This window comes from Streptomyces sp. NPDC044704 (genome assembly GCF_056433525.1).
On the sequence record NZ_JBWKGY010000007.1, the window covers coordinates 191,605 to 218,420 of the forward strand.

The following is a 26,816-nucleotide window of genomic DNA, read 5'->3' on the forward strand; positions in this document are numbered from 1 at the left end:
GGTCACGAGCCGTAAGGAAGCCCGTATGTTCGCGATAGACCTGGCCGACGACGCCCAGCTGTTCCCGCTGGAGGTCTGGCACGCCGAGGAGTTCCTGGCGCACATGGACCGGGGACGCGAGTTCATCGGCCGGTACATCGGTTTCCCCGACCGCGCCACCGACCTCGACTCGGCGCGCGAACTGCTCGGCTCGAACGCCGAGAAGGCCGCCGCGGACGGCGCCCGGCTCTACGGGATCCGGGTCGACGGCACGCTGGTCGGCGGAGTCCTCTTCCCCAGCTTCGACGCCGCCGGGGGCAACGCCGAGGTCGGCTGCTGGCTGGAGCCCGCAGCGGCCGGCCGGGGCCTGGTCACCAAGGCCTGCCGGATCCTCGTCGACTGGGCGATCGGGGAGCGCGGGATCCACCGCGTGGAATGGCACGTCGCCACCGGCAACACGAAGAGCATCGCCGTCGCCGAGCGCCTCGGGTTCACCCGCGAGGGCGTCATGCGGCAGAACTACCTCCACCACGGAGTCCGTCAGGACACCGAGATGTGGGCGCTCCTCGCCGACGAATGGGCCGCCGCCCGCAAGGCCTGACGGCCACCGGCGCCACCACGGGCACCACCGCCGCCGCAGGCCCCCGCCCGGGACCTGCGGCGCCACCGCTCCAGGGCCGCGGCCGCCTCTCAGGAACCTCTCATAAAGGCCGCCTACCGTGCGCGACATGGACCTCACGAAGACCCCCGCCCCGACCGCTCCCGAGGCGGACGCCCCTGCCGACACCACCGAGGACACGGCAGCCGGCACCCCCGCCGACACCACCGCGGACACCCCCGGCGACGAGCACGACGAGCACGACGAGTACACGGAGGAAGAGGAGCCCGCCCAGGAGCACGCCGGTGTCGGCGCCGCCGCCTCCTCGATCGTCGCCGCCGGCCTCGCCCTGGTCGCGCTCAGCGGCAGCTGGGTCTCCCGCGTGATCGCCGAACGCCAGACGCTGGTCGGCCAGCTGGAATCGGTCAACGCGACCACCGCCAAGGAGAAGATCGCCGCGCTGTACGGCGACGCCTGGCACATGACCGCCCTCGTCAACGGCGTCCTGTCCACCCTCGCCCTCCTCATCGCCGTGTTCGTCCTGGCCCGCCCCGCCTTCGGCGCCCCGGGCCGTGTCCTGCCGGTGTGGATCCGCTCCGTGTCCTGGGCCGCCGTCGCCCTCGGCCTGTTCGGCGTCCTGCTGTTCGGCCTCATGTACTTCGACGTCCTCGTGGCCCTGCCGACGGCCGCCGAGCAGGCCCCGTAGACACCTCCGTACGCACGTCGGCGGACATCCGCGTAGGCACCTCCTTAGGCCGCCCCAGCCCTTCTCCAGCGCCTGAGCCCCCGGCCTAAGGACCCCCGCCCCGCACAGATGCGGCATGCGCCCGATGCGGCGGCCCCCTCTGGGAAGCGAATCTTGGATCACACCGAACGAGGTGCCCGAGAAACACCACCAGGGAGTACGAGATGTTCGAGTACGAGATGGCCAACGCCCGCCGCGCCGACCTCATCCGCGAAGCCGACGCGTACCGCATGGTCCAGGAGGCCAAGAAGGCGCGCCGCGCCTCGTCCCGAAGCCAGGAACCCGAAGGGTCGGTGAGAGCGATCCGCAGCCTCTTCACCCGCGCCGCGTAGTCCGCGCGGCCCACCACGTGAACTGATACGTGATGAGAAGCGCAGCGATATCCAGTGCCACCGACCCGCAGCTCTGTGCGATGCTCGGCGGCGTGGAGACCAGATCTGTCAGCCCGGTGTTCGTCGGCCGAGCCGACGAACTGGCCGTACTCGTGGACGCCCTGACGCGCGCCGCCGACCAGGAGCCGCAGGCCCTGCTCATCGGGGGAGAGGCCGGGGTCGGCAAGACCAGGCTGACCGAGGAGTTCCTCGGCGAGGCCACCCGCCGCGGCGCGGTGGTGGCCGTCGGAAGCTGTGTGGAGATCGGGGCGGAGGGACTTCCCTTCGCCCCGTTTTCGACCGCCCTGCGCGCCCTGCGCCGCCACCTCCCCGAAGAGCTCGCCGCCGCGGCCGCCGGGCAGGAGGACGAACTCGCCCGGATCCTGCCCGAACTCGGCGAGACCCCCCGCGGCCCGCACGACGAGGAAAGCACCGCCCGGCTCTTCGAACTGACGGCCCGGATGCTGGAGCGACTCGCCGCCGACCGCACCCTCGTGCTCGTCCTGGAGGACCTGCACTGGGCGGACACCTCCACCCGACACCTGCTCGCCTACCTCTTCCGCACCCTCGGCAGCGGCCGGCTCGTCGTCGTCGCCACCTACCGGGCCGACGACATCCACCGCCGCCACCCCCTGCGCCCGCTCCTCGCCGAACTGGACCGGCTCCGCACCGTCCAGCGCATCGAACTGCCCCGCTTCAACCGCGCCGAGGTACGCCGCCAGCTCGCCGGCATCCTCGCCTCGCAGCCCGAGGAGACCTTCGTCGAGTCGGTCTTCGACCGCTCCGACGGCAACGCCTTCTTCGTCGAGGAACTCGTCGCCTCCCGGCAGAGCGGATGCCGCACCGGGCTCACCGAATCCCTCCGCGACCTGCTCCTCGTCCGCGTCGAAGTCCTCCCGGACGCCGCCCAGCGCGTCGTGCGCATGGTCGCCGAAGGCGGCTCCACCGTCGAGTACCCGCTGCTGCGCGCCGTGGCCCGGCTCGGCGAGGACGAACTGATCGAGGCCCTGCGCGCCGCCGTCGGCGCCAACATCCTCCTCGCCACCGCCGACGGCGACGGCTACCGCTTCCGCCACTCCCTGGTCCGCGAGGCCGTCAGCGACGACCTGCTCCCCGGCGAACGCGCCCGCGTCAACCGGCGCTACGCCGAAGCCATGGAAGACGACGAGACCCTGGTCCGCGCCGAGGAACGCGTCATCCGGCTGGCCAACTACTGGTACGCCGCTAACGACCCCGGCAAATCCCTGCCCGCCGTCCTCGCCGCCTCCGTGACCGCCCGGCGCAGGCACGCCTACTCCGAGCAGCTGAGCCTGCTGGAGCGGGCCATGGACCTCTGGGACAGCACCCCGGCCGAGGTGCGCGACGGCCTGCGCCCGGCGGACTACACCGACGTGTACCCGCCCTGCGGCTGCGACCCGGCGACCACCCCGCTCCAGCGCCTCGACCTGCTGGCCGAAGCCACCGTCGCGGCCCGGTTCGGCGGCGAACGCGAACGCGCCCTGAAGATCACCAAGCTGGCCCTGCGGACCCTCGCCGAGGACGGCGACGACCCGCTGCGCGCCGCCTGGTTCTGGACCGAACGCTCCCGGCTCGTCGCCGGCCTCGGCCGCAGCGACGGCTGGGAGGAGATAGCCAAGGCCCAGGAACTGGTCAAGGGGCTGCCCCCGTCCCAGGTGCACGCCGACGTCCTCGTCCTCGCCGCCGGATGGGGCATGCTCCACAACCCCGGACCCGGCAACCTGGCCGCCGCCGAACGCGCCGTCGAGTACGCGCGCATGGTCGGCGCGGAAGACACCGAACTCAACGCCCGCATCACCCTCGGCTGCCTCCTCACCGACTCCGGTGACGGCACGGCGGGACTCGCCGAGATGCACGCGGTCAAGGACCGGGCCACCGAACTCGGGCTCACCCTGATCGTGGGAAGGGCCCATATCAACCTCACCTCTCAACTCGAAAGCCTGGGCCGGTCCCGCGAAGCCGTGGAACTGGCCGAACAAGGAGCCCAACTGGTCAGGCAATCCCGGCTCATGGACACCGAGGCCTGGGTCTGCGGCAACATGGCCGAGAGCCTGTACAGCCTCGGCCGCTGGGACGAAGCGGCCGAAGCGGCCCGGCGCACCCTGAGCGTCGGCCAGAGCGCCGCCCCCCGCGGATCCGCCTCGGCGCGCCTGGCCTACCTGGCCCTGGCCCGCGGCGAACTCGCCGAGGCAGCCCAGCAACTGGCCGCCGCGCACGCCCACTTCGGCACCCACGACACCCAGCCCCAGCACCGCGTCCCGCTCTACCGCCTCGCCGTCGGCATCGCCGCCGGAGAGGGCCGCCTCGCCGACGTCCGCGCCGAGACCGAGGAGGCCGTCACCTACGGCTTCCGGCTCGGCCAGCACCGCTACGCCTGGCCCCTGCTCCTCGCCGCCGCCTCCGCCGAGGCGGACGCCCGAGGCCTGCCGGCCGCCACCCCCGGCCGGAGCGCCGCCCTCGGCCTGCTGCGCGGCGCCGCCCGCACCCTCGCCACCCCGGCCCCGGTGTGGACCGCCCACGCCGAGTACTTCCGGGCCGAACTGCTGCGGGCCGAAGCCGCCGACACCGTCGCCGACTGGACGGCCGTGGAGGCCGCGATCCGCCCCCTGGACCGCCCGTACCTGCTGGCCAGGGCCCGCCACCGGCTCGCCGAGGCCCTGCTGGCCTCGGGCGGCGACCGCACCGAGGCCTCCGCCCTGCTGCGCGACGCCCACGCCACCGCCGACCGGCTGGGCTCGCGCCGGCTGCGCGAGGACCTGGCGCTGCTCGCCCAGCGCGCCCGGATCCCCCTCGACGCCGACGCCGACACCTGCCCGGCCCTGCCCGCCGCCGACACCGACCCGGCCGAGGCCCTCGGCCTGACCGGCCGCGAGCGCGAGGTCCTGCGACTGGTCGCCGCGGGCAGCACCAACCGTCAGATCGCGGAGGAACTCTTTATCTCCCCGAAGACGGCCAGCGTCCACGTGTCGAACATCCTGGCCAAGCTGGGCGTCGCCGGCCGCGGCGAGGCAGCCGCCCTCGCCCACCGCCTACGCCTCTTCACCCCGCTCACCCCGCCCGCCCCGACGGCCGTGCCCGCCGGCCGCCCATAGCCACAGCCCCCAACCCCCAACCACAACCCCCCGCCCCCAGCGTCCGCCCTTAGGGAGCCTCGTCACCGGGCTTCTCGACGGGGCGTATGAGCACCTTGCCGGAGTCGAGGTCTATCGGACCGCGTCCCGGATCACCGTCGCCGACGTCGGTCCGGGACAGCTCCAGCCGCTTCTTCTCCTCGTCCGTGTGCTTGCGCCCCGGGTTGAACAGCTCCTCGATCATGTTGAACACCGTGCCCACCGTGCCTTCCACCCCTGCCGGGGCCTCGTCCGGTCACCGCACCGTCAGGGTCAGGATCCTGTCGTCACCCGCCTCCGGTGATCCGCGTCCGTCCGTCTCGCTCGTCACCAGCAGCAACCGGTCCCCGCCGAGCGGAACCACCGTGCGCAGCCGCCCGTACTCGCCCTCCAGGAAGGCCTCGGGCGCCGCCACCGGCACGGCCCCGTCCAACGGGATCCGCCACAGCCGCTGCCCCTTCAGCCCGGCCATCCAGATCGAGCCCTGCGCCCAGGCGATACCGCTCGGGGAGGCCTCGTCCGTCCTCCACACCGCCACCGGATCCCGGAGCCCGGGCTTCGAGGCCTTCCCCTCGGCCTGCGGCCAGCCGTAGTTGACGCCCGGCTCGATCAGGTTCAGCTCGTCCCAGGTGTTCTGCCCGAACTCGGCGGCCCACAGCCGCTTGTCCGCGTCCCAGGCCAGGCCCTGCACGTTGCGGTGCCCGTACGAATAGACGACGGAGTCCGCCTCGGGATTGCCGTGCACCGGATCGCCGTCGGGCGTCATCCGCAGGATCTTCCCGCCGAGCGACTTCCGGTCCTGCGCGAGCCCCGTCTCCCCGGTCTCGCCCGTCCCCGCGTAGAGCATCTTGTCCGGACCGAAGGCGATCCGCCCGCCGTTGTGGATGAACCCCTTGGGAATGCCCCGGAGCACCGTGTCGGGCGCGCCCAGCTGCTGCCCCGGCGCTCTCTGCTCGTCGTAGCGCATCCGGGCGATCCGGTTGTCGGACTCCGTCGTGAAGTACGCGTACACCAGCCGGTCCGAGGCGAACGACGGGGACACGGCCAGTCCCAGGAGACCACCCTCGCCGCCCGGCGCGACCCCGGGGACCTCGCCGATCGGCGTGACCGTCCCCGTGCCCGCCTGGACCCGGCTGACGGTGCCCTTGTCCCGCGAGGCGACCAGCAGGTCACCGCCGGGAAGCGGGGCCACGCCCCACGGTGACTCCAGCCCCTTGGCGACCTCGCCCGTGACCGTCACCGAGCCCTTCGCGGGCGCCGCCGCGGCCCGGGCCGGGGACGCTGCCCCCGGTGACGCCGACCCGGCCGGCGGCGAGCCCGGGGGAGACCCGCCCGCACCCCCCTGCGCCCCGCCCGACGGGGAACAGCCGGCCACCAGCAAGACCCCGCACCCGGCCAGCGCGAGCGCCGCCGACACGCTCCGCCGCCCCGAGCCGCCGGCCGGGTACCGCCCCGCCGCCCGGTCCGCCGCCTGCCCGGCCGCCCGCTCCGCCCGGCCCTTCCCGCCGCCGTCCCCGCCGATCCGTCCGTACCGCATCGCCCTGCTCCCCTCCGGTCCGCCGTCCTGCCTTCACTGACTCCAACAGCCGGGGCAGCTCCCGAAGTTCCACCGCTCGTACACCCGATCGAGTGGACCTGGGACCGGCCGCGGCCCGTCCCGGCCCGCCCGGGACTCAGTCCCAGGCTCCCACCGCCGACGGCAGTGCCGCTATCTCGGCCAGCTCGGCGGCCGTCAGCCGCACCTCCGCCGCACCGGCGTTCTCGGCCGCCCAGCGGGCCCGCTCGGCCCCCGGCACCGGCACCACGTGCGGCCCCTGCGCCAGTACCCAGGCCAGCGCCACCTGCGCCGCCGTGACCTCGGGCCCGTGCCGCAGCGCCACCCGCCGCAGCCCCGCCACCAGCACCTGGTTCGAGGCCATGGCGTGCGCCGTGAACCGCGGGTGCCGCGCCCGCACGTCCGCGTCCTCGAAACCCTGCCCCGGCGTCAGCGTCCCGGTCAGGAACCCGCTCCCCAGCGGCATCGCCGCCAGCACCCCCACCCCCCGGGCCGCACACCACGGCAGCAGCTGCCACGCCGCCTCCGGCGACCACACCGACAGCTCCGCCTGCACCGCCGTCACCGGGAACACCTGCTGGACGCGCTCCAGCTGCCGCAGCGTCGACCCGTACGCCCGGTCACCGCGCCGCCCCGCCCCCGGACCGGCCCCCGCGCCCAGCGCGCAGAACCCGAGCGCCCGCACCTTCCCCGCGCCCACCAGCTCCGCCATCGCCCCCCAGGTCTCCTCCACCGGGACGTCCGGATCGACCCGGTGCAGCTGGTACAGGTCGATGACGTCGGTGCGCAGCCGCCGCAGCGAGGCGTCGCAGGCCCGTCGTACGTACCCCGGCCGCCCGTCGGCCACCACGTGCTGCTCGCCGGCCCGCAGCCCCACCTTGGCGGACACGAAGGCCTCGGCACGCCGCTCCCGCAGCACCCGCCCCACCACCAGCTCGTTCGTGAACGGCCCGTACAGATCGGCCGTGTCCAGCAGGTTCGCCCCCAGGTCCAGCGCCGTGTGGACGGTGCGCAGCGACTCCTCGCCCCGGCGGAGCGAAGGCGCGTACGCCCAGCTCATCGGCATGCAGCCGAGCCCTATGGCTCCCACCGTCAGCGGTCCCGACCCGATCGACCTGCGCTCCACCCCTGCGTCCCCCTCCCGGTCCGGCCCTCAAACTAACGGCTTGATCCGGATCCCTTCGCATAGCCTCGTGATCATGACTGCAACGACCGGCGACGTCTGGCTCCCCTTCCCCGCCGGGGAGATCGACGGCCTGCCCGATTCCTTCCGCTACCGCCAGTGGGACGGCGAGGACGAGTTCCCCGCCGACCCGGCCGACTGCGTCTTCTACGTCACCCCTTACATGAAGTCGCAGGCCGTGACCCTGCGCCCGCTGGCGGCCATGCCCGCCCTGCGGGTCGTCCAGACCCTCACCGCGGGCATCGACCACGTGCTCGGCGGCCTCGCCGACCTGCCCTCCGGGGTCCGGCTGTGCAACGCCCGCGGCGTCCACGAGGCCAGCACCGCCGAACTCGCCCTCACCCTGACCCTCGCCTCCCTGCGCGGCATTCCCGGCATGGTGCGCGGCCAGGACCGCGAGGAGTGGCGCGACGGCTTCTACGAGGCCCTCGCCGACAAGTCGGTCCTGATCGTCGGCTACGGATCGATCGGCGCGGCCGTCGAGGACCGGCTCGTCCCCTTCGAGTGCGGTCCGGTCACCCGCGTCGCCCGCTCCGCGCGCACCGCCCCGCACGGCCCGGTGCACGCCCTCGCCGACCTGGACCGCCTCCTCCCGGACGCGGACGTGGTGATCCTCTGCACGCCGCTCACCGAGGACACCCGGGGACTGGCGGGCGCGGGCTTCCTCGGCCGCATGAAGGACGGCGCCCTGCTCGTGAACGTGTCGCGCGGCCCCGTCGTCGACACCAAGTCCCTGCTGGCGGAGGTGGGGTCAGGCCGGCTGTGCGCCGCGCTCGACGTCACGGACCCCGAACCGCTGCCCGCCGGCCACCCGCTCTGGCACGCCCCGAACGTCCTGATCACCCCTCATGTCGGAGGCAGCAGCTCCGCGTTCGAGCCCCGGGCGAAGCGGCTGGTGGCCCGCCAGCTCGGCCGGTTCGCCGCCGGGGAGCCGGTCGAGAACACGGTGCTGGTCACCGACTGAGCCGCCGAAGAGGCGCGGGCGCGCACGCTGCGCGACCGGACGCATGCGCCCCGTCGCCCCAACTCCCTTGGTGGTGACGGAGAGTAGAGAAGCTATGTCGCTGAGTGACGAAAGTGGTGTATCGTCCGGAACAAGGGGCTGCGGCGCGTTCGTCTGCGCTGGGGAGTGATCGGACCATTTGGGGGGCGACGGGCGATGCACGGCCAATGGACGAAGGATCCGACGCGGCAGAGCCGCCGGAGGCGACGATGGGGTGCGCCGAAACAAGCCAGCGAGGGGGACCGGTGAGCACCCCGGGGGCGGCGCTCCTCACCCGGCCCCCCGTCGCCGACGGCGGCGGCAGGGGACTGGCGGCGCAGCTCCTCCTCGCGGTGGTCAGCGGCGGGTACGCCGTCGGCGCCGCCCTCGGCTGGGGGTCGAAGGACGTCGCCAAGGTCATGGGCGACTTCGGGCTCAGCACGGCGGGCTTACTCGCCGCGGTCTCCTGCTACCACTACGCGCGGACGATCGACCGCCGCGAACGCCCCGCCTGGCTGATGTTCGCCTTCTCCTCGCTGATGGGCGCCATCGGCAACGCGATCTGGGGCTGGTACGAGGTCATCCTCGGCCAGGAGGTGCCCGAACCCTCCCTCGCCGACTTCGCCTTCCTCTGCTTCGCACCGCCCGCCATCGTGGGCCTCCTCGTCCTGGCCAAACGCCCGGTCACCCGCGCCGGCTGGGTCTGCCTCGGGCTCGACTCCTGGCTCATCGGCGGCTCGCTCCTGACCCTGTCCTGGAGCCTGGCCCTCGCCAACGCCGCCCGCACCGCCCAGTCGGGCGCACCCGGCAGCGTCCCGCGCGCCGCGCTCTCGCTCGCGTACCCGCTCCTCGACATCGCCCTGGTCTCGATGGTCCTGGTGCTGCACTTCCGCCGCTCGGCGAACAACCGCTCCGCGGTCAACACGGCCATCGCGGCCCTCGCCCTGACCGTCCTCAGCGACGCGCTGTTCACCTCCCCGCTGCTGAACACGACCTACCGCTCCGGCGAGATCCTCGACGCCGGCTGGTTCGCCGGCTCCCTCCTGCTCGCCTACGCGCCCTGGGGCGCCCGCCGGGCCGAACCGGCCGGCCGGCCCGGGCCCCCGCGCGCCGAGCGGCCCCACAGCCGCCCGATCACCGGCTCGCTGCCCGCCCTCACCCCGTACCTCGCCGCGGCCGTCTGCACCCTCGGGATCCTCTACAACGTCGTGGACGGCCGGAAGGTCGACCGCGTGGTCGTCTTCACCGGCTGCACCGTCGTCCTGGCCCTCGTCATCCGCCAGGGCATCATGCTCCTCGACAACATCGCGCTGACGCAGGAACTGGCCCAGAAGGAGAACCACTTCCGCTCCCTGGTCCAGGGCTCCAGCGACGTCATCATGATCGCCGCGCCCACCGGAACCCTGCGGTACGTCAGCCCCGCCGCCGCCGGCGTCTACGGCCGCGAGGCGGAGGAACTGGTCGGCAGCGAGCTCGCCACCCTCATCCACCCCGACGACCTCGGCCAGGTGGTCCACGAGGTGCGCCGCTTCCTCGCCGCCCAGCCGGCCGAGGAACCCACCACCCGCATCGAGTGCCGGTTCAGATCGGGCAGCGGCGAGTGGCTCAACGTGGAGTCCACCGTCAACCGGCACCAGGGCGGGCTCATCCTCAACAGCCGGGACGTCACCGAGCGGGTCCGCCTCCAGGCCCAGCTCCAGCACAGCGCCGAACACGACCCGCTGACCGACCTGCCCAACCGGGCGCTGTTCACCCGCCGGGTCCGCCAGGCCCTCACCGGCCGCCGCTCCGGGGACCACAGCACCGCCGTGCTCTTCATCGACCTCGACGGCTTCAAGGCGGTCAACGACACCATCGGCCACCAGGCCGGCGACGAGCTGCTCATCGAGGCCGCGCACCGGCTCCAGGCCGCCGTCCGCGCCGGGGACACCGCCGCCCGCCTCGGCGGGGACGAGTTCGCCGCGCTGATCCTGGGCGACGGCAGCCGCGACCGCAGCGCCCGCGAGTACCAGGTCCACGAGATCGCCGACCGGCTGCGCACCACGCTCTCCCAGCCCTACCGGATCGCTGGCAGCGAGGTCCGGGTCGCCGCCAGCATCGGCGTCGCCTTCGCCGACCCCGGCATCACCCCTTCGGACCTCATGCGCAACGCCGACCTCGCCATGTACCGGGCCAAGGCCGGCGGCAAGGACCGCGTCGAGCTGTACGCCCCGCAGATGCAGGCCGAGGTCGTCCGCAAGGCGGAGCTCGCCGGCCGGCTGCGCACCGCGCTCCACGAGGGGGAGTTCACCCTCTTGCACCAGCCCGTGGTCTCGCTCGTCTCAGGGGAGGTCACGGCCGTGGCCGCCCAGGCCCGCTGGCGCTCCGCCCAGGGGATCCTCTTCACCCCGGCCGAATTCCTCCGGGTGGCCGAACACAGTGAGGCCGGCGGGCCCGGGCAGGACGCGGCCCGCACCGCCGAACTGGGCCGCTGGCTCCTGGAAGAGGCCGTGGAGCAGGCCGCCGAGCGCCACCGGGCCGGTCACGACGTACCAGTGGCCGTCCGGATGACCGCCCAGCGGCTGCTGGACCGGTCCATGCCGCGCGGCTCCGTGGAGGCGCTGCTGTCCCGCCACGGACTGCCCTCCGGCGCGCTCGTACTGGAACTGGCCGCCTCCGACCCGAGAGTGCCGTTCGACGAGCTGGAGCGCCGCCTGACGGCCCTGCACCGGCTCGGCGTACGCATCGCCCTGGACGGGTTCGGCAGCGGTTACGCGGCCATCAGCGCCCTCCGGCGCCTGCCGGTGGACCTGCTCAAGCTGGACCGGGGCCTGGTCGAGGGCGTGGTCGAGTCCGCCCGGCTCCACAAGATCACCGCCGGCCTGTTGCGGATCGCAAACGACCTGGGCATGCAGTCCGTGGCCGACGGCGTCGACCTCCCCGAACAGGTGACGGCCCTGCGGGCCATGGGGTGCACCCACGGCCAGGGAGCGGCGTTCTCCGGCCCGCTCGACGAATACAGGCTGCGGCGCGCGCTCGTGCGCGGTACGTTCCCAGTACCGGGCGGTACGGCCCAGCCGGCCTTGGCCGGAGGCTCGTCCGCCGGTTCGATGGTCATCCGTAGAGGCTCACATAATGAGACGCCCGTCCCACCCACTTGACATCCACCTCCCGCCGGAGGGAGGGTCAGTGCCATGCGCACCCGAATTCTCGTACTTGGAAAGCGCGTCGGCTGAAGCTGGGACCTGCATGTCCCCGCTCAACACCCCCGACGCGCTCCCCTCGCTTGCCACCTGGCACGAGGGGTTTTTTGTTGCACTGGCACACGCCCCCGGACCCGATCCGGGGGACCCCCGCTCCTCGTAAAACCCTCAGCTTCGAGAAGAGAATGCCGATGACCGAGCAGGCCACCGGGGCCCACCATCCGCAGCCGCGGCCCCGTACGGGTGGACAGCAGTCCACCGCAGTTGAGCACGTCACGGGTGCGCAGTCCCTCATCCGCTCTCTCGAAGAGGTGGGGTGCGACACCGTCTTCGGCATCCCGGGCGGCTGCATCCTCCCCGCCTACGACCCGATGATGGACAGCAAGAAGGTCCGTCACATCCTGGTCCGCCACGAGCAGGGGGCCGGCCACGCCGCCACCGGCTACGCCCAGGCGACCGGCAAGGTCGGCGTCTGCATGGCCACCTCCGGCCCGGGCGCCACCAACCTGGTCACCCCGATCGCCGACGCGCACATGGACTCCGTCCCGCTCGTCGCCATCACCGGCCAGGTCTCCTCCAAGGCGATCGGCACGGACGCCTTCCAGGAGGCGGACATCGTCGGCATCACGATGCCCATCACCAAGCACAACTTCCTGGTCACCAAGGCCGGTGACATCGCGAAGACCATCGCCGAGGCCTTCCACATCGCCGCCAGCGGCCGCCCCGGCCCGGTCCTCGTCGACATCGCCAAGGACGCCCTCCAGGCGAAGACCACCTTCTCCTGGCCGCCGGCCATGGACCTGCCGGGCTACCGGCCGGTCACCAAGCCGCACGCCAAGCAGATCCGCGAGGCCGCCAAGCTCATCGCCGCGGCCAAGCGCCCGGTCCTGTACGTCGGCGGCGGCGTCATGAAGTCCGGTGCCACGGCCGAGCTGAAGGTCCTCGCCGAGCTGACCGGGGTCCCGGTCTGTACCACCCTGATGGCCCTGGGCTCCTTCCCCGACAGCCACCCGCTGCACGTCGGCATGCCGGGCATGCACGGCAGCGTCACCGGCGTCACCGCGCTGCAGAAGTCCGACCTGCTCATCGCGCTCGGCACCCGCTTCGACGACCGCGTCACCGGCAAGCTCGACAGCTTCGCCCCCTTCGCCAAGGTCATCCACGCGGACATCGACCCGGCGGAGATCGGCAAGAACCGCGAGGTCGACGTCCCGATCGTCGGTGACGCCCGCGAGGTCATCGCCGACCTGATCCAGGCGGTCCAGGCCGAGCACACCGAGGGCAACACCGGCGACTACAGCGCCTGGTGGAACGACCTCAACCGCTGGCGCGAGACCTACCCCCTGGGCTACGACCTGCCCGAGGACGGTTCGCTCTCCCCGCAGCAGGTCATCGAGCGGATCGGCGCGCTGGCGCCGCAGGGCACGATCTTCACGGCCGGCGTCGGCCAGCACCAGATGTGGGCCTCCCACTTCGTCAAGTACGAGGAGCCCCGCACCTGGCTGAACTCCGGCGGCGCCGGAACCATGGGCTACGCGGTCCCCGCCGCGATGGGCGCCAAGGTCGGCATGCCGGACCGCCCCGTCTGGGCGATCGACGGCGACGGCTGCTTCCAGATGACCAATCAGGAACTGGCCACCTGCGCGCTGAACAACATCCCGATCAAGGTCGCCATCATCAACAACGGCGCCCTGGGCATGGTCCGCCAGTGGCAGACGCTCTTCTACAACCAGCGCTACTCCAACACCGTGCTGCACGCCGACGACACCGGCCACGACACGGTGGGCTCCCAGCTCGGAGAGTCCAGCGCCCCCCGCCAGGGCACCCGCGTCCCGGACTTCGTCAAGCTGTCCGAGGCCATGGGCTGCGTCGCGCTGCGCTGCGAGGACCCGGCGGACCTGGACAAGGTCATCGCCGAGGCCAACGCGATCAACGACCGGCCCGTCGTGATCGACTTCATCGTCCACGAGGACGCCATGGTGTGGCCGATGGTCGCCGCCGGCACCTCCAACGACGAGGTCCTGGCAGCCCGGGGCGTCCGCCCCGATTTCGGCGACAACGAAGACGACTGAGCCGAGAGAGCCGAGAGAGAGAACGCCCCACATGTCCAAGCACACGCTCTCCGTCCTGGTCGAGAACACGCCCGGCATCCTCGCCCGGATCGCCGCCCTGTTCTCCCGCCGCGGGTTCAACATCGACTCCCTCGCCGTCGGCGTCACCGAGCACCCCGACATCTCGCGCATCACCATCGTCGTGAACGTCGAGGACCTCCCGCTGGAGCAGGTGACCAAGCAGCTGAACAAGCTGGTCAACGTGCTCAAGATCGTCGAGCTGGAGCCGCACAACGCCATCGAGCGCGAACTCGTCCTGGTGAAGGTCCGCGCCGACAACGAGACGCGCTCGCAGATCGTCGAGATCGTCCAGCTGTTCCGCGCCAAGACCGTCGACGTGTCCCCGGACGCCGTCACCATCGAGGCCACCGGCGGCACCGACAAGCTCGGCGCGATGCTCAAGATGCTGGAGCCGTTCGGCATCAAGGAACTCGTCCAGTCCGGCACGATCGCCATAGGGCGTGGCGGCCGGTCCATCACGGACCGCAGCCTGCGCTCGCTCGACCGCAGCGCCTGACCGGCCGGACACCCTCCCGCCCGACACGCCCCGCTCGCATCGCGAGACCGGCAAACTCAGATTCCGTTCCCCGCCGTACGGTGGGTGCAACATCAGCGCACCAAGGAGATATCCCAGTGGCCGAGCTGTTCTACGAGAACGACGCCGACCTGTCCATCATCCAGGGCCGCAAGGTCGCGGTCATCGGATACGGCAGCCAGGGCCACGCCCACGCGCTGTCGCTCCGTGACTCCGGCGTCGACGTCGTCGTCGGCCTCAAGGAGGGCTCGAAGTCCAAGGCCAAGGCCGAGGAGCAGGGCCTGAAGGTCGTCCCCGTGGCCGAGGCCGCCGCATGGGCGAACGTCATCATGATCCTGACCCCGGACCCGCTCCAGGCCGAGATCTACGAGGAGTCCATCAAGGACCACCTGGAGGAGGGCGACGCGCTCTTCTTCGGCCACGGCTTCAACGTCCGCTACGGCTTCATCAAGCCCCCGACCAACGTGGACGTCGCCCTGGTCGCCCCGAAGGGCCCGGGCCACCTCGTCCGCCGCCAGTACGAGGAAGGCCGCGGCGTGCCCTGCATCGCCGCCGTCGAGCAGGACTTCACCGGTTCCGCCTTCGCGCTCGCGCTGTCGTACGCGGCCGGCATCGGCGGCACCCGCGCCGGCGTCATCAAGACCACCTTCACCGAGGAGACCGAGACCGACCTGTTCGGTGAGCAGGCCGTCCTCTGCGGTGGCGCCTCCGCCCTGGTCAAGGCCGGTTTCGAGACCCTGACCGAGGCCGGCTACCAGCCGGAGATCGCCTACTTCGAGTGCCTCCACGAGCTGAAGCTCATCGTCGACCTCATGTACGAGGGCGGCCTGGAGAAGATGCGCTGGTCGGTCTCCGAGACCGCCGAGTGGGGCGACTACATCACCGGCCCGCGCGTCATCACCGACGCCACCAAGGCCGAGATGAAGAAGGTCCTCGCGGAGATCCAGAGCGGCGAGTTCGCGAACACCTGGATGGCCGAGTACAAGGCGGGTCTGCCGAAGTACAACGAGTACAAGAAGGCCGACGAGGCCCACCTGCTGGAGACCACCGGCAAGAAGCTGCGCAAGCTGATGAGCTGGGTCGACAGCGACGAGAGCTGATCCCGTGCGCGGCGGGGCCGGGACACGCGTCCCGGCCCCGCCGCACACCACCGGCCCGGCCGGAAAACAGGCCTTGCACGGCACGGATTGTCCACCCCGGCCAATCTCGGACGGGTGATCCTTCCGTACAGGCGGAATTCCGCACCGGATCCGCTACTACACTGCTCAACACAACGCGTCAGGCCCACAGTGTCGTGCGTCTTCCACGCGGCTACCCCCTCCACGCCTGCGGCCGTCGGGACGGCCGTCCGCACTGGACTTGTGAGGATGACCCACGTGAGCTCGAAACCTGTCGTACTCATCGCCGAAGAGCTGTCGCCCGCAACGGTGGACGCCCTCGGTCCGGACTTCGAGATCCGGCACGTCAACGGCGCGGACCGCGCCGAGCTGCTGCCCGCGATCGTCGACGTCGACGCGATCCTGGTCCGCTCCGCCACGAAGGTGGACGCCGAGGCCATCGCCGCCGCCAAGAAGCTGAAGGTCGTCGCCCGCGCCGGTGTCGGCCTGGACAACGTCGACGTCTCCTCCGCCACCAAGGCGGGCGTGATGGTCGTCAACGCGCCGACCTCCAACATCGTCACCGCCGCCGAGCTGGCCTGCGGCCTGCTCGTCGCCACGGCCCGCAACATCCCGCAGGCCAACACCGCCCTGAAGAACGGCGAGTGGAAGCGGAACAAGTACACGGGCGTCGAGCTCAGCGAGAAGACCCTCGGTGTCGTCGGCCTCGGCCGCATCGGCGTCCTGGTCGCCCAGCGCATGTCGGCGTTCGGCATGAAGATCGTCGCGTACGACCCCTACGTGCAGCCCGCTCGCGCCGCCCAGATGGGCGTCAAGATGCTCACGCTGGACGAGCTCCTGGAAGTCGCCGACTTCATCACCGTGCACCTGCCCAAGACCCCCGAGACCCTCGGTCTCATCGGGGACGAGGCCCTGCACAAGGTGAAGCCGTCCGTCCGCATCGTCAACGCCGCGCGCGGCGGGATCGTGGACGAGGCCGCCCTGTACGCGGCCATCAAGGAGGGCCGCGTCGCCGGCGCCGGTCTCGACGTCTACGCGAAGGAGCCCTGCACGGACTCCCCGCTCTTCGAGCTCGACCAGGTCGTCTGCACCCCGCACCTCGGCGCGTCCACGGACGAGGCGCAGGAGAAGGCCGGCATCTCGGTCGCCAAGTCGGTGCGCCTCGCGCTCGCCGGTGAGCTCGTCCCGGACGCGGTCAACGTCCAGGGCGGCGTCATCGCCGAGGACGTCCGTCCGGGCCTGCCGCTCGCCGAGAAGCTCGGCCGCATCTTCACCGCGCTCGCGGGCGAGGTCGCGGTCCGCCTCGACGTCGAGGTCTGCGGCGAGATCACCCAGCACGACGTCAAGGTGCTGGAACTCTCCGCGCTCAAGGGCGTCTTCGAGGACGTCGTCGACGAGACGGTCTCCTACGTCAACGCCCCGCTGTTCGCGCAGGAGCGCGGTGTCGAGGTCCGCCTCACCACCAGCTCGGAGTCCCCGGACCACCGCAACGTGGTGACCGTCCGCGGCACCCTGTCGGACGGTCAGGAAGTGTCGGTCTCCGGCACCCTGGCGGGCCCGAAGCACCTCCAGAAGATCGTGGGCGTCGGCGAGTACGACGTGGACCTGGCCCTGGCCGACCACATGATCGTGCTGCGCTACACCGACCGCCCCGGCGTCGTCGGCAAGGTCGGGCAGCTGCTCGGCGAGGCCGGTCTGAACATCGCGGGCATGCAGGTCGCCCGTGCCGAGGAGGGTGGGGAGGCGCTCGTCGTCCTCACCGTCGACGCGGAGGTCCCGGTGGACGTCCTCGCGTCCATCTCGGCCGAGATCGGCGCCGCTTCGGCCCGTACGGTCAACCTCGGCTGAGCCGAACCGAACCAAGCGAAGGGCCCGGGGTACGCACCCCGGGCCCTTTCGCGTACCCCGCCGCCGCGCGGCTCAGCGGGCCGGGACCGGGGGAGGTCCGGCCGGGGCGGGAGCGGCGGCGCCGGATCCCCGCAGCAGGACCGTGGTGAGTACGGCCGCCCCGAGCAGCAGGACCGCCCCTCCCCAGGCCGCGTACTGCATGCCGTGGACGAACGCCTCGCGGGCCAGGGTGAGCAGCTGCCCGCCGGCGTCGCCGCCGAGCTGCCCGGCGGCGGCCACCGCGCCGCCCAGGGTCTCCCGTACCGCAGGCTCCGTACCGGGCAGGTCGCTGCGGTAGACCGCGGTGCCGAGGCTGCCCAGCAGGGCCATGCTGAGCGCGCCGCCGAACTCCTGGCCCGTCTCCAGCAGGGAGGCGGCCGAACCGGCCTTCTCGGCGGGGGCGGCGGCCAGGGCCATGTCGGAGACCAGGGACATCACGGTGACGATCCCGGAGGCCAGTACTCCGGCGCCGGCCAGCAGCAGCCAGAGGGAGTCGGTGCCGACCAGCGCGATCAGGGCGAACCCGGCGGCGGCGAGGACGAAGCCGCCGGTGATGACGTGGGCGCGGTCGGTCTTGCGGGCCAGGGCGGCGCCGACCGGGGCGGCGGCGCCGATGAACAGCGAGGGGGCGAGGCTCCACAGGGCCGCCTCCAGGGTGCCCATGCCGAGGACGGACTGAAGGTACTGGGTGGTGAAGTAGGCCGAGCCCATCATGGCGAAGGCGGCGATGGTGTTGAGGCCGATGCCCGCCCCGAAACCGCGGCCCCGGAACAGGGCCCGGCCGATCATCGCGTCGGTCCGGGCGCGCTGGCGGCGGACGAAGACGTACGCGAAGGCCAGTCCGACGGCGAGGCAGCCCAGGTAGAGGGGCTCGAAGCCCTCGGCGGCGATCTCCTTGAGGCCGTACACCACCGGCAGGACGGCGGCCGTCGACAGCGGGACGCTCACCAGGTCGAAGCGGCCGGGGGCCGGGTCCTTGAACTCCGGGACCAGCACCGGGACCAGGACCAGCAGGAGCAGCATCGCGGGCACGTTGATCAGGAAGACCGAGCCCCAGTGGAAGTGGTTCAGCATCACGCCGCTCAGCACCGAGCCGAGGGCGATGCCGCCGGTCATGGCGCCGGACCAGATCGCGATGGCCTTGCCGCGCTGGGCGTCGTCCCGGAAGAGGTTGCGTACGAGGGCCAGCGTGGACGGCATCAGGGTCGCGCCGCCGACGCCGAGCAGCACGCGGGCCGCGATGAGCATCTCGGCGCTGGTGGCGTACGCGGCGGCGACGGAGGCGAGCCCGAAGGCGGCGGCGCCGATGAGCAGCAGCTTGCGGCGGCCGATGCGGTCACCCAGCGAACCCATCGTGATCAGCAGTCCGGAGAGGGCGAAGGCGTAGCTGTCGAAGATCCAGAGCTGCTGGGAGGCGCTCGGGGCGAGTTCGCGGGTGATGGCCGGGATGGCGAAGTACAGGACGGACACGTCCATCGAGACGAGGAGCAGGGGCAGCACGAGGACGGCGAAGGCGGTCCATTCGCGACGGCCGGCGAGGCGCGGCGGGGCGGTGGGGTTCGTCATGGGAAGGAATGTACATCCGTCATAAACGTCTGTCTATGACGGATGTATGAAACGGTTGTCTGGAACTTCTGTCTGGGACGGCCGTCTTGCTACGGTGGCGGCATGGGACATCGTGAAGACCTGCTCGAAGGCGCGAAGAAGTGCCTGGCCGAGAAGGGGTTCGTGCGGACCACCGCACGCGACATCGTCAGTGCCTCGGGAACCAACCTGGCGTCCATCGGCTACCACTACGGCTCCAAGGACGCCCTGCTCACCCAGGCGTTCATCGCCCTCATGGAGGAGTGGGGCGCGGGCTTCCAGGCCGGACTCGGCGGGGAGGCCGGCACCCCGGAGCGCTTCCGGGCGCTCTTCGAGGGCGTCCTGGACCGGCACGAGGAGTCGGCGCCCATCTGGGCGGCCAGCCTGGAAGTCGCCCTCAGCCGCGACCGGCTGCCGGAACTGCGGGCCATGCTCGCCACCTCGCAGGGCGAGGGGCGCAAGGGCCTGATCTCGATGATGACGGGCGTCCCGGAGGAGGACATCACCGAACGCGAGGTCCGTACCGCCGGCGCCGTCTACCAGGCGCTGCTCAACGGCCTGATGATCCAGTGGCTCTTCGACCCCGGGACCGCCGCCACCCCGGAGGAGTTCACCGAGGGCATGCGACAGGTGGCCCGAGGCTTCAACGCCTAGTGCCGTGCCGGGCGTCGCGACCCGGTGGACCTTTCCGGTCACGGCACTAGGTGGCCTCCCGGCGGGCGTGCCGGCGCAGGACCGCGTCCAGGTAGTCCACGCACGGGCCGCCGAGTTCCGCCGGCCCGGCGCCGGCCCGGACCAGGGCGATCCGGTCCAGTTCGGGTTCCCGGCCCGCGGCCCTCTCGGACGCGGCCGCGGCGGCGAAGCGGGCGCGCAGCAGGGGGGCCGGGCGCTGCGCGGCAAGGAAGTGGAAGCCGATGTTTCCCCGCGCGCCCCGGGTGACGCCCCACAGGGAGAGCTCCCCGGGCGGAGCCTCCACCCCCGTCTCCTCGGCCAGTTCGCGGGCGGCGTGCCGGCGCAGGAGGTCCAGGCCCAGTGGCTCGCCCTCCGGGGGAGGTTCGGCCGAGCCGCCCGGCAGTTGCCAGCGGCCGGGGGCGGCGGTGGACGCCGAGCCCCGTCCCACCACCAGCTCCCCGGTGCGCGTCGGCTGGAGGACGGTCACGAACACCGACGACGGAACCCGTTCGCCGGCCGCCCGGATCCGCCGCAGGGCCCGGTACCGGTACGTCGACCTCGCCCAGGAGAGGAGCAGCCCCCGCTCCTGCCGCTCCAGCCGCAGGCAGGCGACCAGCGGGCCGTCGAAGTGGTGCGGCCGGCGGGCGACCGTCTCCTCCCAGAGCCGGTCCACGGCGCGGACTTCCGCGGGCGACACCCACGGGGTCCGGCTTTCGGCCAGCCGGAGGCGGTGGGGGTCCAGGAACTCGACGCGAGAGCGGGGGTGAGGGTCCGTCACCCGGTCAGGGTGTCACGGCGATGCGCGGGGAGCGGGCCGGGGGGAGGCGGTCAGTGGTGGAGGCGGGAGGCCTTGATGGCCATGTGGAGGAGGAGGCGGTCCTCGCCCTCGTCGAGGTCGAGGCCGGTCAGCTGCTCGACCTTGCCGAGGCGGTAGTACAAGGTCTGCCGGTGGACCCCGAGGGCCGCCGCCGCGCGGCCCGCCTGGCCGGCGCAGTCGAGGAACACCTCGGCGGTGCGGGCGAGTTCACGGTGGGCCGGCCCGAGCAGGGTCCGGGCCGCGGGGTCGTCCACCGGGTCGGCGGCCAGGGCGGCGAGCATCCGGTACGGGCCGATCGCCGACCACTGGGCCACGGGGCCCAGCCGCGGCTGGGCGGCGGCCGCCCGGGCCGCGGCGGTGGCCTGCTCCCACGCGGCCGGCAGCTCCGCGAGTGCCCGGACGGGGTCGGAGACGCCGGCGGTCAGGTCGGGAGCGGCGCCCTGCCCGGACGCCGCCGCCGTCATGGCCCCGGCCGTAGCGGTGGACGGGACGCCGGGCGCGGAAGCCGCGGGGGGTCTGCCGGGCGCCGCACCGGGCCGGACCCCGGCGGGCCCCCGCCCCGGTGACGGCGGGGCCGCCGCAGCGGGAGGGGCCGCCGGGGCCGCCGTGCGCGGCATCAGCCGGCCCAGGGCCGTCAGGGCCGGGGCCAGGGCGTCCGTCCCGCGCATCCGGACCAGCGCCGCGAGCCGCCCGCCGGCGCCGCCGGGCTCCGCGGGGACCACGCACACCGCCGCCGCCCCCGGCACCGACTGGGGGGCCTCCCCGGCCCACGGCGTCACGCAGAGCACCGTGTGCGGGCCCTCCCCGGCCGGCCCGAGGGCGACCCGGAGCGCGGCCACCGCCATGTCCTGCTGCCAGCCCCGCCCGGCGCCGAGGACCGCGAGGAACTCCCGCGACAGGTCGGCGCCCGCCTTCGCCTCCTGCGCGAGCAGCACACCGATCCGCTCGGCCACCTCCATGGCCGCCGCCAGCGCCTGCGGCCCCGGGCCGGAGTCCCCGCCGTCGGGACCCTCCCGGTCGAGGAGCCACACGTACCCGTGCACGATCCCCCGGTACCGCACCGGCAGGCAGAGCCGCCCCCGGAACACCCCCGCGTCCGGCGCCGCCGGGATGCGCACGGGACCCGTCGCGCGGGCGATGCCGAAGCCCTCGAACCAGGCGCGGACGGCGGAGGTCGACTGCCGGGTCAGGATCGACCGGGTCCGGACCGGGTCCAGGACGAGCTCGCCGCCGTCACCGTCGCTGTCGTGCGCGCCGAAGGCGATCAGGCGGAAGTCCCGGTTCTCCAGCGTCGCCGGGGCGCCGAGGAGCGCCGAGATCTCGTCCACCAGGTCCTGGTAATCGTCCTTCACCCGGACATTCTCCCACCCCCGGACCGCCCCTTCAGACAGATGTATGAGATCCGGGCCACGGATGCGTGACAGCTGTCGATGGCAGAGGATCGTGAGGATCCTTAGGTTTCACGGTGGTTTTACTTGCGTTTTCCTTACGGCCCCCGCCCCTCCGGCGACGGACCGTACGTCCGCTTCTGCCACCCGTTGGAGGTGCCCCGTGCTGGGTCCCGCGATCCTCGCCGCCTCGCGCAGCGACAAGATGCGCCGAATCGTCTCTGCCGCCCCGGTGACCAAGCCCGTGGTGAACCGGTTCATCCCCGGTGAGACGGTCGACCAGGTCATCCCGATCGTCGAGGAACTCACGCGGAAGGGCCTGGAGGTCACCCTCGACGTCGTTGGTGAGGACATCACCGCCGTGGAGCAGTCCCACGCCGCCCGTGACGCCTACCTCCAGCTGATCGAGCGCCTCGCCGAGCTCGGCCTGGGCGAGACCGTCGAGATGTCGGTCAAGCTGTCGATGTTCGGCCAGGCCCTGGAGGGCGGTCACGAGCTGGCCCTCGCCAACGTCCGCCCCGTGGTCGAGGCCGCCGCCGCGATCGGCACCACCGTGACCCTCGACGCCGAGGACCACACCACCCTCGACTCGATGTTCGCCATCCACGAGGAGCTGCGCCGCGACTTCCCGCAGACCGGCTGCGTGATCCAGGCCTACCTCTTCCGCACGGAGGCCGACGCCCGCCGCCTGGCCGCCGCCGGCAGCCGCGTCCGGATCGTGAAGGGCGCCTACAAGGAGCCCGCCGAGGTCGCCTACCAGGACAAGGCCGAGATCGACAGGGCGTACGTCCGGATCATGAAGATCCTGATGGAGGGCGAGGGCTACCCGATGATCGGGTCCCACGACCCGCGCCTCATCGCGATCGCGCAGGAGCTCGCCCGGCAGGCCGGGCGCAAACTGGACGAGTACGAGTTCCAGATGCTCTACGGCATCCGCAGCGAGGAGCACCTGCGGCTCGCCGCCGAGGGCCACCGGATGCGCGTCTACACGGCGTACGGCACGGACTGGTACGGATACTTCATGCGCCGCCTCGCGGAGAAGCCGGCCAACCTGCTGTTCTTCCTCCGCTCGATGATCACCAAGAACTAGCACCCCGAACTAGGCACCCCCGAACTAGGCACCCCCGAACTAGGCACCCCACTAGCTCAAGGAGTTACCAGCCCCATGGATGCTGTGACCCAGGTCCCCGCGCCGGTCAACGAGCCGGTTCACTCGTACGCCCCCGGCAGCGCGGAGCGCGCGCGCCTCGAGATCCAGCTCAAGCAGCTGTCCGAGAACCCCATCGACCTGCCGATGACGATCGGCGGCGTCAAGCGGATGGGCGGCGGCGAGCGCTTCGACGTGGTCCAGCCGCACGACCACAAGTCCGTCATCGGCACCTACGCCAACGCCACCGAGGCCGACGCCCAGGAGGCCGTCGACGCCGCCCTGGCCGCCGCCCCGGCCTGGCGCGCGATGGACTTCGACGACCGTGCCGCGATCATCCTGCGCGCCGCCGAGCTGCTGGCCGGCCCGTGGCGCGAGAAGCTGGCCGCGTCCACCATGCTGGGCCAGTCCAAGACCGCCCAGCAGGCGGAGATCGACACTCCCTGCGAGCTCGTCGACTTCTGGCGCTTCAACGTCCACTTCGCCCGGCAGATCCTCGCCGAGCAGCCGGCCGCGAACTCCGCGGGCGTGTGGAACCGCAGCGACCACCGCCCGCTGGAGGGCTTCGTCTACGCGATCACGCCGTTCAACTTCACGGCTATCGCCGGCAACCTGCCGACCGCCCCGGCCCTCATGGGCAACGTGGTCGTGTGGAAGCCGTCCCCGACGCAGACGCACTCCGCCGTCCTGCTGATGGAGCTCCTGGAGGCGGCCGGCCTGCCCAAGGGCGTCATCAACCTGGTGACCGGTGACGGCATCGCCGTCTCCGAGGTGGCCCTGAACCACCCCGAGCTGGCCGGCATCCACTTCACCGGCTCGACCAAGACCTTCCAGTACCTGTGGAAGACGGTCGGCAACAACATCGAGAAGTACCGCTCCTACCCGCGTCTGGTCGGCGAGACCGGCGGCAAGGACTTCGTCGTCGCGCACCCGTCCGCGGACCGCGGCATCCTGAAGACCGCCCTGACCCGCGGCTCCTTCGAGTTCCAGGGCCAGAAGTGCTCGGCCTCCTCGCGCGCCTACGTTCCGGCCTCGATCTGGAACGACGGCTTCAAGGAGCAGTTCGCGGCCGAGGTCGACGGCATCGCCATGGGTGACGTCCGCGACCTGACCAACTTCATCGGCGCGGTCATCGACGAGCGTTCCTTCGCGAAGAACAAGGCCGCGATCGACCGTGCGAAGGCCGACCCGACCTGCACGATCGTCGCGGGCGGCACCTACGACGACACGGAGGGCTACTTCGTCCGCCCGACCGTCATCGCCTGCACCGACCCGGAGAACGAGGTCTTCACGACCGAGTACTTCGGCCCGATCCTCGCGGTCCACGTCTACGAGGACGACAAGTACGACGAGATGCTCGCGCAGATGGAGAGCGTCTCGGCGTACGCCCTGACCGGCGCCGTCATCGCGCAGGACCGCTACGCGGCCGCCGACACGATGGAGAAGCTCCGCTTCGCGGCGGGCAACTTCTACATCAACGACAAGTCGACCGGCGCCGTCGTCGGCCAGCAGCCCTTCGGCGGCGGCCGTGCCTCGGGCACGAACGACAAGGCCGGCGCGGCCTCGAACCTGCTGCGCTGGACCTCGACCCGCTCCATCAAGGAGACCCTGGTCCCGCCGACCGAGTACGGCTACCCCCACATGGGCTGATCACGGCCCACGGCTGAACCCCGCCCCCGCTCCGGTACCCCCAAGTCCGGAGCGGGGGCGGTTCCAATTTCCAGGCGGCTCCGCCCGGACGGTCCCACGGGGCGGCGCCGGGCGTTCAGACCTCGACCATGACCTGCTCCAGGGACTTGCGGACGAGGTCGGGAACCTCGCAGTCGTCGGCGGGGTAGCCGACCGGCAGCACCGCGAAGGCCTTCTCGTTCTCGGGGCGGTTCAGGACGTGCCCGAGGAAGCGCATCGGGCTCGGCGTGTGGATCAGTGCGGCGAGGCCGCTGAGGTGCAGGGCGGACAGCAGCATGCCGACCGCGATGCCGACCGACTCGTCCACGTAGTAGTGCTTGCGCTTCGTACCGTCCGGGCCGAGCCAGTAGCGCTGCTGGAACACCACGATCAGCGCGGGCGCGTCGGTGAGGTGGGTCTTCACGGCGTCCGTGCCGATGGGGCGCAGGGCGGCGAGCCACTCGTCGCCCAGGCGGCCGTCGTAGGAGATCTGCTCCTCCTGTTCGGCGGCGGCCCGGATCTGCCGGCGGATGGCCGGGTCCTTGACCAGGACGAACGTCCACGGCTGCTGATGGGCTCCGGAGGGGGCGGTGGCGGCGCAGGCGATGGCGTCGCGGACGACCTGGTCGGGGACCGGATCGGGGGAGAAGTGGCGGACCGTGCGCCGCTCGTCCATCCGTTGCCTCAGTTCCGCCGCGCGGGCGAGGGATTCCCGGCTCGGCATGCGCGCGGGCCTGTAGGCGACGGGCCGGTAGGGCTGGCCGTGGGTGGGCGTCCACTGCTGCGTAGTTGGCGACATGGGCAGATCTTCGGGCCGCGCAACCGCCTGATGCCAGGGTCACGTCATGAACCATTGTCCGTTGTGTACTGACAGGGGGGCTATGACCGTGGCGAACGTCGGTCGATTCGTGGACTGGGAGGGCTGCTTCAACGCCCGCGACCTCGGCGGGCTGGGAACCCTCCCGCCGGGGGCCCTCGTACGGGCCGACAGCCTCGACGGGCTCACCGCACGCGGCTGGACCGCACTGGCCGCGCACGGCGTGCGGACCGTCGTCGACCTGCGCAACGACGACGAGAGGGGGGTGGACCACGCCCCGCGCCCGGCCGGCCTGACGACCCTGCGGATCCCCCTCGACGGCATCGAGCACCGGGACTTCTGGGACGTGTGGTGGGGCACTCCGGGCTTCGGCACCCCCGCGTATTTCCGGCCTTTCCTGGAGCGCTTCCCCGACCGCGTGGCGGCCGTCGCCCGCGCCGTCGCCGGGGCCGCGCCCGGAGGCGTCGCCTTCCACTGCGGCCTGGGCCGCGACCGCACCGGGATCGTCGCCCTCGTCCTGCTGCGGCTGGCGGGCGCGACCCCGCGGGAGGTCGCCGACGACCACGGGCTGAGCGAGCCGCGGGTGCGCGCCCGGTACGCGGCGCAGGGCCGCCCGTACGACTCCTCGGAGATCGAGGAGCACGTCTCGGGACTCGGCACCACCGTGCACGCCCTCGCGGAGGACGCCGCCGGACGGCTGGACGCGGAGGCCTACCTGCGCGCGGCCGGGCTGACCGGTGCCGAACGGGAAAGGCTGCGCGGGCGGCTCGGGGGCGTTGGTACGGTCCCGGCATGACCGTCACCCTGACCCTGGCCCACACCGCCCAGCTCGGACCCGGTGAGCCGCGCGAGATCCGGGCCCTGCTCGACGCCGCCTTCGACGGGGACTTCGCCGACGAGGACTTCGAGCACGCCCTCGGCGGCCTGCACGTCCTGCTCCGCGAGGGCGGCCCGGGCGGGCCGCTCGTCGCGCACGGCAGCGTCGTGCAGCGCCGGGTGCTGCACCGGGGCCGGGCCCTGCGCACCGGCTACGTCGAGGCCGTGGCCGTCCGGGCCGACCGGCGCCGGCGCGGGCTCGCCGGGCAGGTCATGGCGGCCCTGGAACGCGTGATCGGCGATGCCTACGTCCTGGGCGCGCTGTCCGCGTCGGAGGCCGGGGCCGCCCTGTACGAGGGCCGCGGCTGGCGCCCGCACCCCGGCCCGATCGGGGTACTCGGACCGGCCGGCCCCGAGCGGCTGCCCGACGAGGAGGGCTCCACCTACGTGTGGACGCCGCCCGGCGGCGTCCCGCCGGACCCGGCCGGGCGGCTCGACTTCGACTGGCGGGACGGGGACGTCCTGTAGGCCGG

22 protein-coding genes are annotated in these 26,816 nt (G+C 72.4%); 15 read left to right on the plus strand and 7 right to left on the minus strand.

The features are described 5' to 3' along the window. Nucleotides 1–25 precede the first annotated feature (25 nt). The 4 genes from AC07B0_RS19645 (at nucleotide 26) to AC07B0_RS19660 (ending at nucleotide 4,803) form a co-directional block, all read left to right on the plus strand. The gene (locus AC07B0_RS19645; RefSeq protein ID WP_469381523.1) at nucleotides 26–580 is read left to right on the plus strand and encodes a GNAT family N-acetyltransferase; all 555 of its coding nucleotides are present in this window, start codon (nucleotides 26–28) and stop codon (nucleotides 578–580) included. Between the two features lie 127 nt (nucleotides 581–707). Next, complete coding sequence (locus tag AC07B0_RS19650; RefSeq protein ID WP_469381521.1) at nucleotides 708–1,283, plus strand: hypothetical protein; 576 nt, start codon at nucleotides 708–710, stop codon at nucleotides 1,281–1,283. 203 nt (nucleotides 1,284–1,486) lie between these two features. Further along, nucleotides 1,487–1,654 carry a hypothetical protein gene (locus AC07B0_RS19655; RefSeq protein WP_356878276.1) on the plus strand — a complete coding sequence of 56 codons (168 nt, stop codon included), beginning with the start codon at nucleotides 1,487–1,489 and terminating at the stop codon, nucleotides 1,652–1,654. Nucleotides 1,655–1,734: 80 nt separating this feature from the next. After that, a complete protein-coding gene (locus AC07B0_RS19660; RefSeq protein WP_478863604.1) occupies nucleotides 1,735–4,803 on the plus strand; it encodes a helix-turn-helix transcriptional regulator in 3,069 nt (1,022 codons plus the stop codon). A gap of 49 nt (nucleotides 4,804–4,852) precedes the next feature. Here the strand turns inward: AC07B0_RS19660 and AC07B0_RS19665 are convergent, their stop codons facing one another. The 3 genes from AC07B0_RS19665 to AC07B0_RS19675 all read right to left on the minus strand — a co-directional run bounded on the left by AC07B0_RS19665 (nucleotide 4,853) and on the right by AC07B0_RS19675 (nucleotide 7,502). Beyond that, the gene (locus AC07B0_RS19665) at nucleotides 4,853–5,035 is read right to left on the minus strand and encodes a DUF6191 domain-containing protein (protein WP_467290736.1); all 183 of its coding nucleotides are present in this window, start codon (nucleotides 5,033–5,035) and stop codon (nucleotides 4,853–4,855) included. A 42-nt stretch (nucleotides 5,036–5,077) separates the two neighbouring features. Beyond that, entirely contained in the window at nucleotides 5,078–6,358 is a 1,281-nt protein-coding gene (locus AC07B0_RS19670; protein ID WP_469381519.1) for a PQQ-dependent sugar dehydrogenase, read from the minus strand. A 136-nt stretch (nucleotides 6,359–6,494) separates the two neighbouring features. Continuing rightward, a complete protein-coding gene (locus tag AC07B0_RS19675; RefSeq protein ID WP_469381518.1) occupies nucleotides 6,495–7,502 on the minus strand; it encodes an aldo/keto reductase in 1,008 nt (335 codons plus the stop codon). Nucleotides 7,503–7,575: 73 nt separating this feature from the next. On the opposite strand from AC07B0_RS19675, the gene AC07B0_RS19680 reads away from it, so the two are divergent. The 6 genes from AC07B0_RS19680 to serA all read left to right on the plus strand — a co-directional run bounded on the left by AC07B0_RS19680 (nucleotide 7,576) and on the right by serA (nucleotide 17,335). Then, nucleotides 7,576–8,523: a 2-hydroxyacid dehydrogenase gene (locus AC07B0_RS19680; protein WP_478898643.1), complete on the plus strand. Its 948-nt coding sequence runs from the start codon at nucleotides 7,576–7,578 to the stop codon at nucleotides 8,521–8,523. A 284-nt stretch (nucleotides 8,524–8,807) separates the two neighbouring features. Continuing rightward, nucleotides 8,808–11,681: a putative bifunctional diguanylate cyclase/phosphodiesterase gene (locus AC07B0_RS19685; protein WP_478863261.1), complete on the plus strand. Its 2,874-nt coding sequence runs from the start codon at nucleotides 8,808–8,810 to the stop codon at nucleotides 11,679–11,681. A 227-nt stretch (nucleotides 11,682–11,908) separates the two neighbouring features. After that, nucleotides 11,909–13,795 carry an acetolactate synthase large subunit gene (locus AC07B0_RS19690; RefSeq protein ID WP_356878271.1) on the plus strand — a complete coding sequence of 629 codons (1,887 nt, stop codon included), beginning with the start codon at nucleotides 11,909–11,911 and terminating at the stop codon, nucleotides 13,793–13,795. A gap of 31 nt (nucleotides 13,796–13,826) precedes the next feature. Continuing rightward, complete coding sequence (gene ilvN / locus AC07B0_RS19695; protein ID WP_351824957.1) at nucleotides 13,827–14,351, plus strand: acetolactate synthase small subunit; 525 nt, start codon at nucleotides 13,827–13,829, stop codon at nucleotides 14,349–14,351. A 116-nt stretch (nucleotides 14,352–14,467) separates the two neighbouring features. Then, a complete protein-coding gene (gene ilvC / locus AC07B0_RS19700; RefSeq protein ID WP_356878270.1) occupies nucleotides 14,468–15,469 on the plus strand; it encodes a ketol-acid reductoisomerase in 1,002 nt (333 codons plus the stop codon). Between the two features lie 276 nt (nucleotides 15,470–15,745). Further along, nucleotides 15,746–17,335, plus strand: a complete 1,590-nt coding sequence (serA, locus tag AC07B0_RS19705) for a phosphoglycerate dehydrogenase (RefSeq protein WP_356878269.1) — start codon at nucleotides 15,746–15,748, stop codon at nucleotides 17,333–17,335. Nucleotides 17,336–17,407: 72 nt separating this feature from the next. Here serA and AC07B0_RS19710 read toward each other — a convergent pair whose 3' ends face one another. Further along, nucleotides 17,408–18,940, minus strand: a complete 1,533-nt coding sequence (locus tag AC07B0_RS19710) for an MFS transporter (RefSeq protein WP_478898644.1) — start codon at nucleotides 18,938–18,940, stop codon at nucleotides 17,408–17,410. A gap of 102 nt (nucleotides 18,941–19,042) precedes the next feature. On the opposite strand from AC07B0_RS19710, the gene AC07B0_RS19715 reads away from it, so the two are divergent. Continuing rightward, nucleotides 19,043–19,612, plus strand: coding sequence for a TetR/AcrR family transcriptional regulator (locus AC07B0_RS19715; protein ID WP_356878267.1), 570 nt, complete (start codon nucleotides 19,043–19,045; stop codon nucleotides 19,610–19,612). 46 nt (nucleotides 19,613–19,658) lie between these two features. On the opposite strand, the gene AC07B0_RS19720 is transcribed toward AC07B0_RS19715, so the two are convergent. Then, nucleotides 19,659–20,408 carry an NUDIX hydrolase gene (locus AC07B0_RS19720; RefSeq protein WP_478898645.1) on the minus strand — a complete coding sequence of 250 codons (750 nt, stop codon included), beginning with the start codon at nucleotides 20,406–20,408 and terminating at the stop codon, nucleotides 19,659–19,661. A 50-nt stretch (nucleotides 20,409–20,458) separates the two neighbouring features. After that, entirely contained in the window at nucleotides 20,459–21,799 is a 1,341-nt protein-coding gene (locus AC07B0_RS19725) for a PucR family transcriptional regulator (protein WP_478898646.1), read from the minus strand. Between the two features lie 199 nt (nucleotides 21,800–21,998). Here AC07B0_RS19725 and AC07B0_RS19730 point away from each other — a divergent pair, with 199 nt between their 5' ends. Both AC07B0_RS19730 and pruA read left to right on the plus strand, forming a co-directional pair. Further along, a complete protein-coding gene (locus tag AC07B0_RS19730) occupies nucleotides 21,999–22,925 on the plus strand; it encodes a proline dehydrogenase family protein (protein ID WP_356878264.1) in 927 nt (308 codons plus the stop codon). 75 nt (nucleotides 22,926–23,000) lie between these two features. Beyond that, complete coding sequence (gene pruA / locus AC07B0_RS19735) at nucleotides 23,001–24,632, plus strand: L-glutamate gamma-semialdehyde dehydrogenase (RefSeq protein WP_356878263.1); 1,632 nt, start codon at nucleotides 23,001–23,003, stop codon at nucleotides 24,630–24,632. A gap of 115 nt (nucleotides 24,633–24,747) precedes the next feature. Here pruA and AC07B0_RS19740 read toward each other — a convergent pair whose 3' ends face one another. After that, a complete protein-coding gene (locus AC07B0_RS19740) occupies nucleotides 24,748–25,449 on the minus strand; it encodes a nitroreductase family protein (protein WP_356878262.1) in 702 nt (233 codons plus the stop codon). A gap of 82 nt (nucleotides 25,450–25,531) precedes the next feature. Here AC07B0_RS19740 and AC07B0_RS19745 point away from each other — a divergent pair, with 82 nt between their 5' ends. Then, nucleotides 25,532–26,263 carry a tyrosine-protein phosphatase gene (locus AC07B0_RS19745; protein WP_478898647.1) on the plus strand — a complete coding sequence of 244 codons (732 nt, stop codon included), beginning with the start codon at nucleotides 25,532–25,534 and terminating at the stop codon, nucleotides 26,261–26,263. Next, nucleotides 26,260–26,811, plus strand: coding sequence for a GNAT family N-acetyltransferase (locus AC07B0_RS19750; protein WP_469381505.1), 552 nt, complete (start codon nucleotides 26,260–26,262; stop codon nucleotides 26,809–26,811). Before AC07B0_RS19745 ends, AC07B0_RS19750 begins: the two co-directional genes overlap by 4 nt. Nucleotides 26,812–26,816: the final 5 nt, after the last annotated feature.

Excerpts from the sequence above, each read along its gene's own strand:
- AC07B0_RS19645 (WP_469381523.1), top strand. The coding sequence starts at position 26 with ATGTTCGCGATAGACCTGGCCGACGACGCCCAGCTGTTCCCGCTGGAG.
- AC07B0_RS19650 (WP_469381521.1), top strand. The coding sequence starts at position 708 with ATGGACCTCACGAAGACCCCCGCCCCGACCGCTCCCGAGGCGGACGCC.
- AC07B0_RS19655 (WP_356878276.1), top strand. The coding sequence starts at position 1,487 with ATGTTCGAGTACGAGATGGCCAACGCCCGCCGCGCCGACCTCATCCGC.
- AC07B0_RS19660 (WP_478863604.1), top strand. The coding sequence starts at position 1,735 with ATGCTCGGCGGCGTGGAGACCAGATCTGTCAGCCCGGTGTTCGTCGGC.
- AC07B0_RS19670 (WP_469381519.1), bottom strand. The coding sequence starts at position 6,358 with ATGCGGTACGGACGGATCGGCGGGGACGGCGGCGGGAAGGGCCGGGCG.
- AC07B0_RS19680 (WP_478898643.1), top strand. The coding sequence starts at position 7,576 with ATGACTGCAACGACCGGCGACGTCTGGCTCCCCTTCCCCGCCGGGGAG.
- AC07B0_RS19690 (WP_356878271.1), top strand. The coding sequence starts at position 11,909 with ATGCCGATGACCGAGCAGGCCACCGGGGCCCACCATCCGCAGCCGCGG.
- ilvN (WP_351824957.1), top strand. The coding sequence starts at position 13,827 with ATGTCCAAGCACACGCTCTCCGTCCTGGTCGAGAACACGCCCGGCATC.
- AC07B0_RS19710 (WP_478898644.1), bottom strand. The coding sequence starts at position 18,940 with ATGACGAACCCCACCGCCCCGCCGCGCCTCGCCGGCCGTCGCGAATGG.
- AC07B0_RS19715 (WP_356878267.1), top strand. The coding sequence starts at position 19,043 with ATGGGACATCGTGAAGACCTGCTCGAAGGCGCGAAGAAGTGCCTGGCC.
- pruA (WP_356878263.1), top strand. The coding sequence starts at position 23,001 with ATGGATGCTGTGACCCAGGTCCCCGCGCCGGTCAACGAGCCGGTTCAC.
- AC07B0_RS19740 (WP_356878262.1), bottom strand. The coding sequence starts at position 25,449 with ATGTCGCCAACTACGCAGCAGTGGACGCCCACCCACGGCCAGCCCTAC.
- AC07B0_RS19745 (WP_478898647.1), top strand. The coding sequence starts at position 25,532 with ATGACCGTGGCGAACGTCGGTCGATTCGTGGACTGGGAGGGCTGCTTC.
- AC07B0_RS19750 (WP_469381505.1), top strand. The coding sequence starts at position 26,260 with ATGACCGTCACCCTGACCCTGGCCCACACCGCCCAGCTCGGACCCGGT.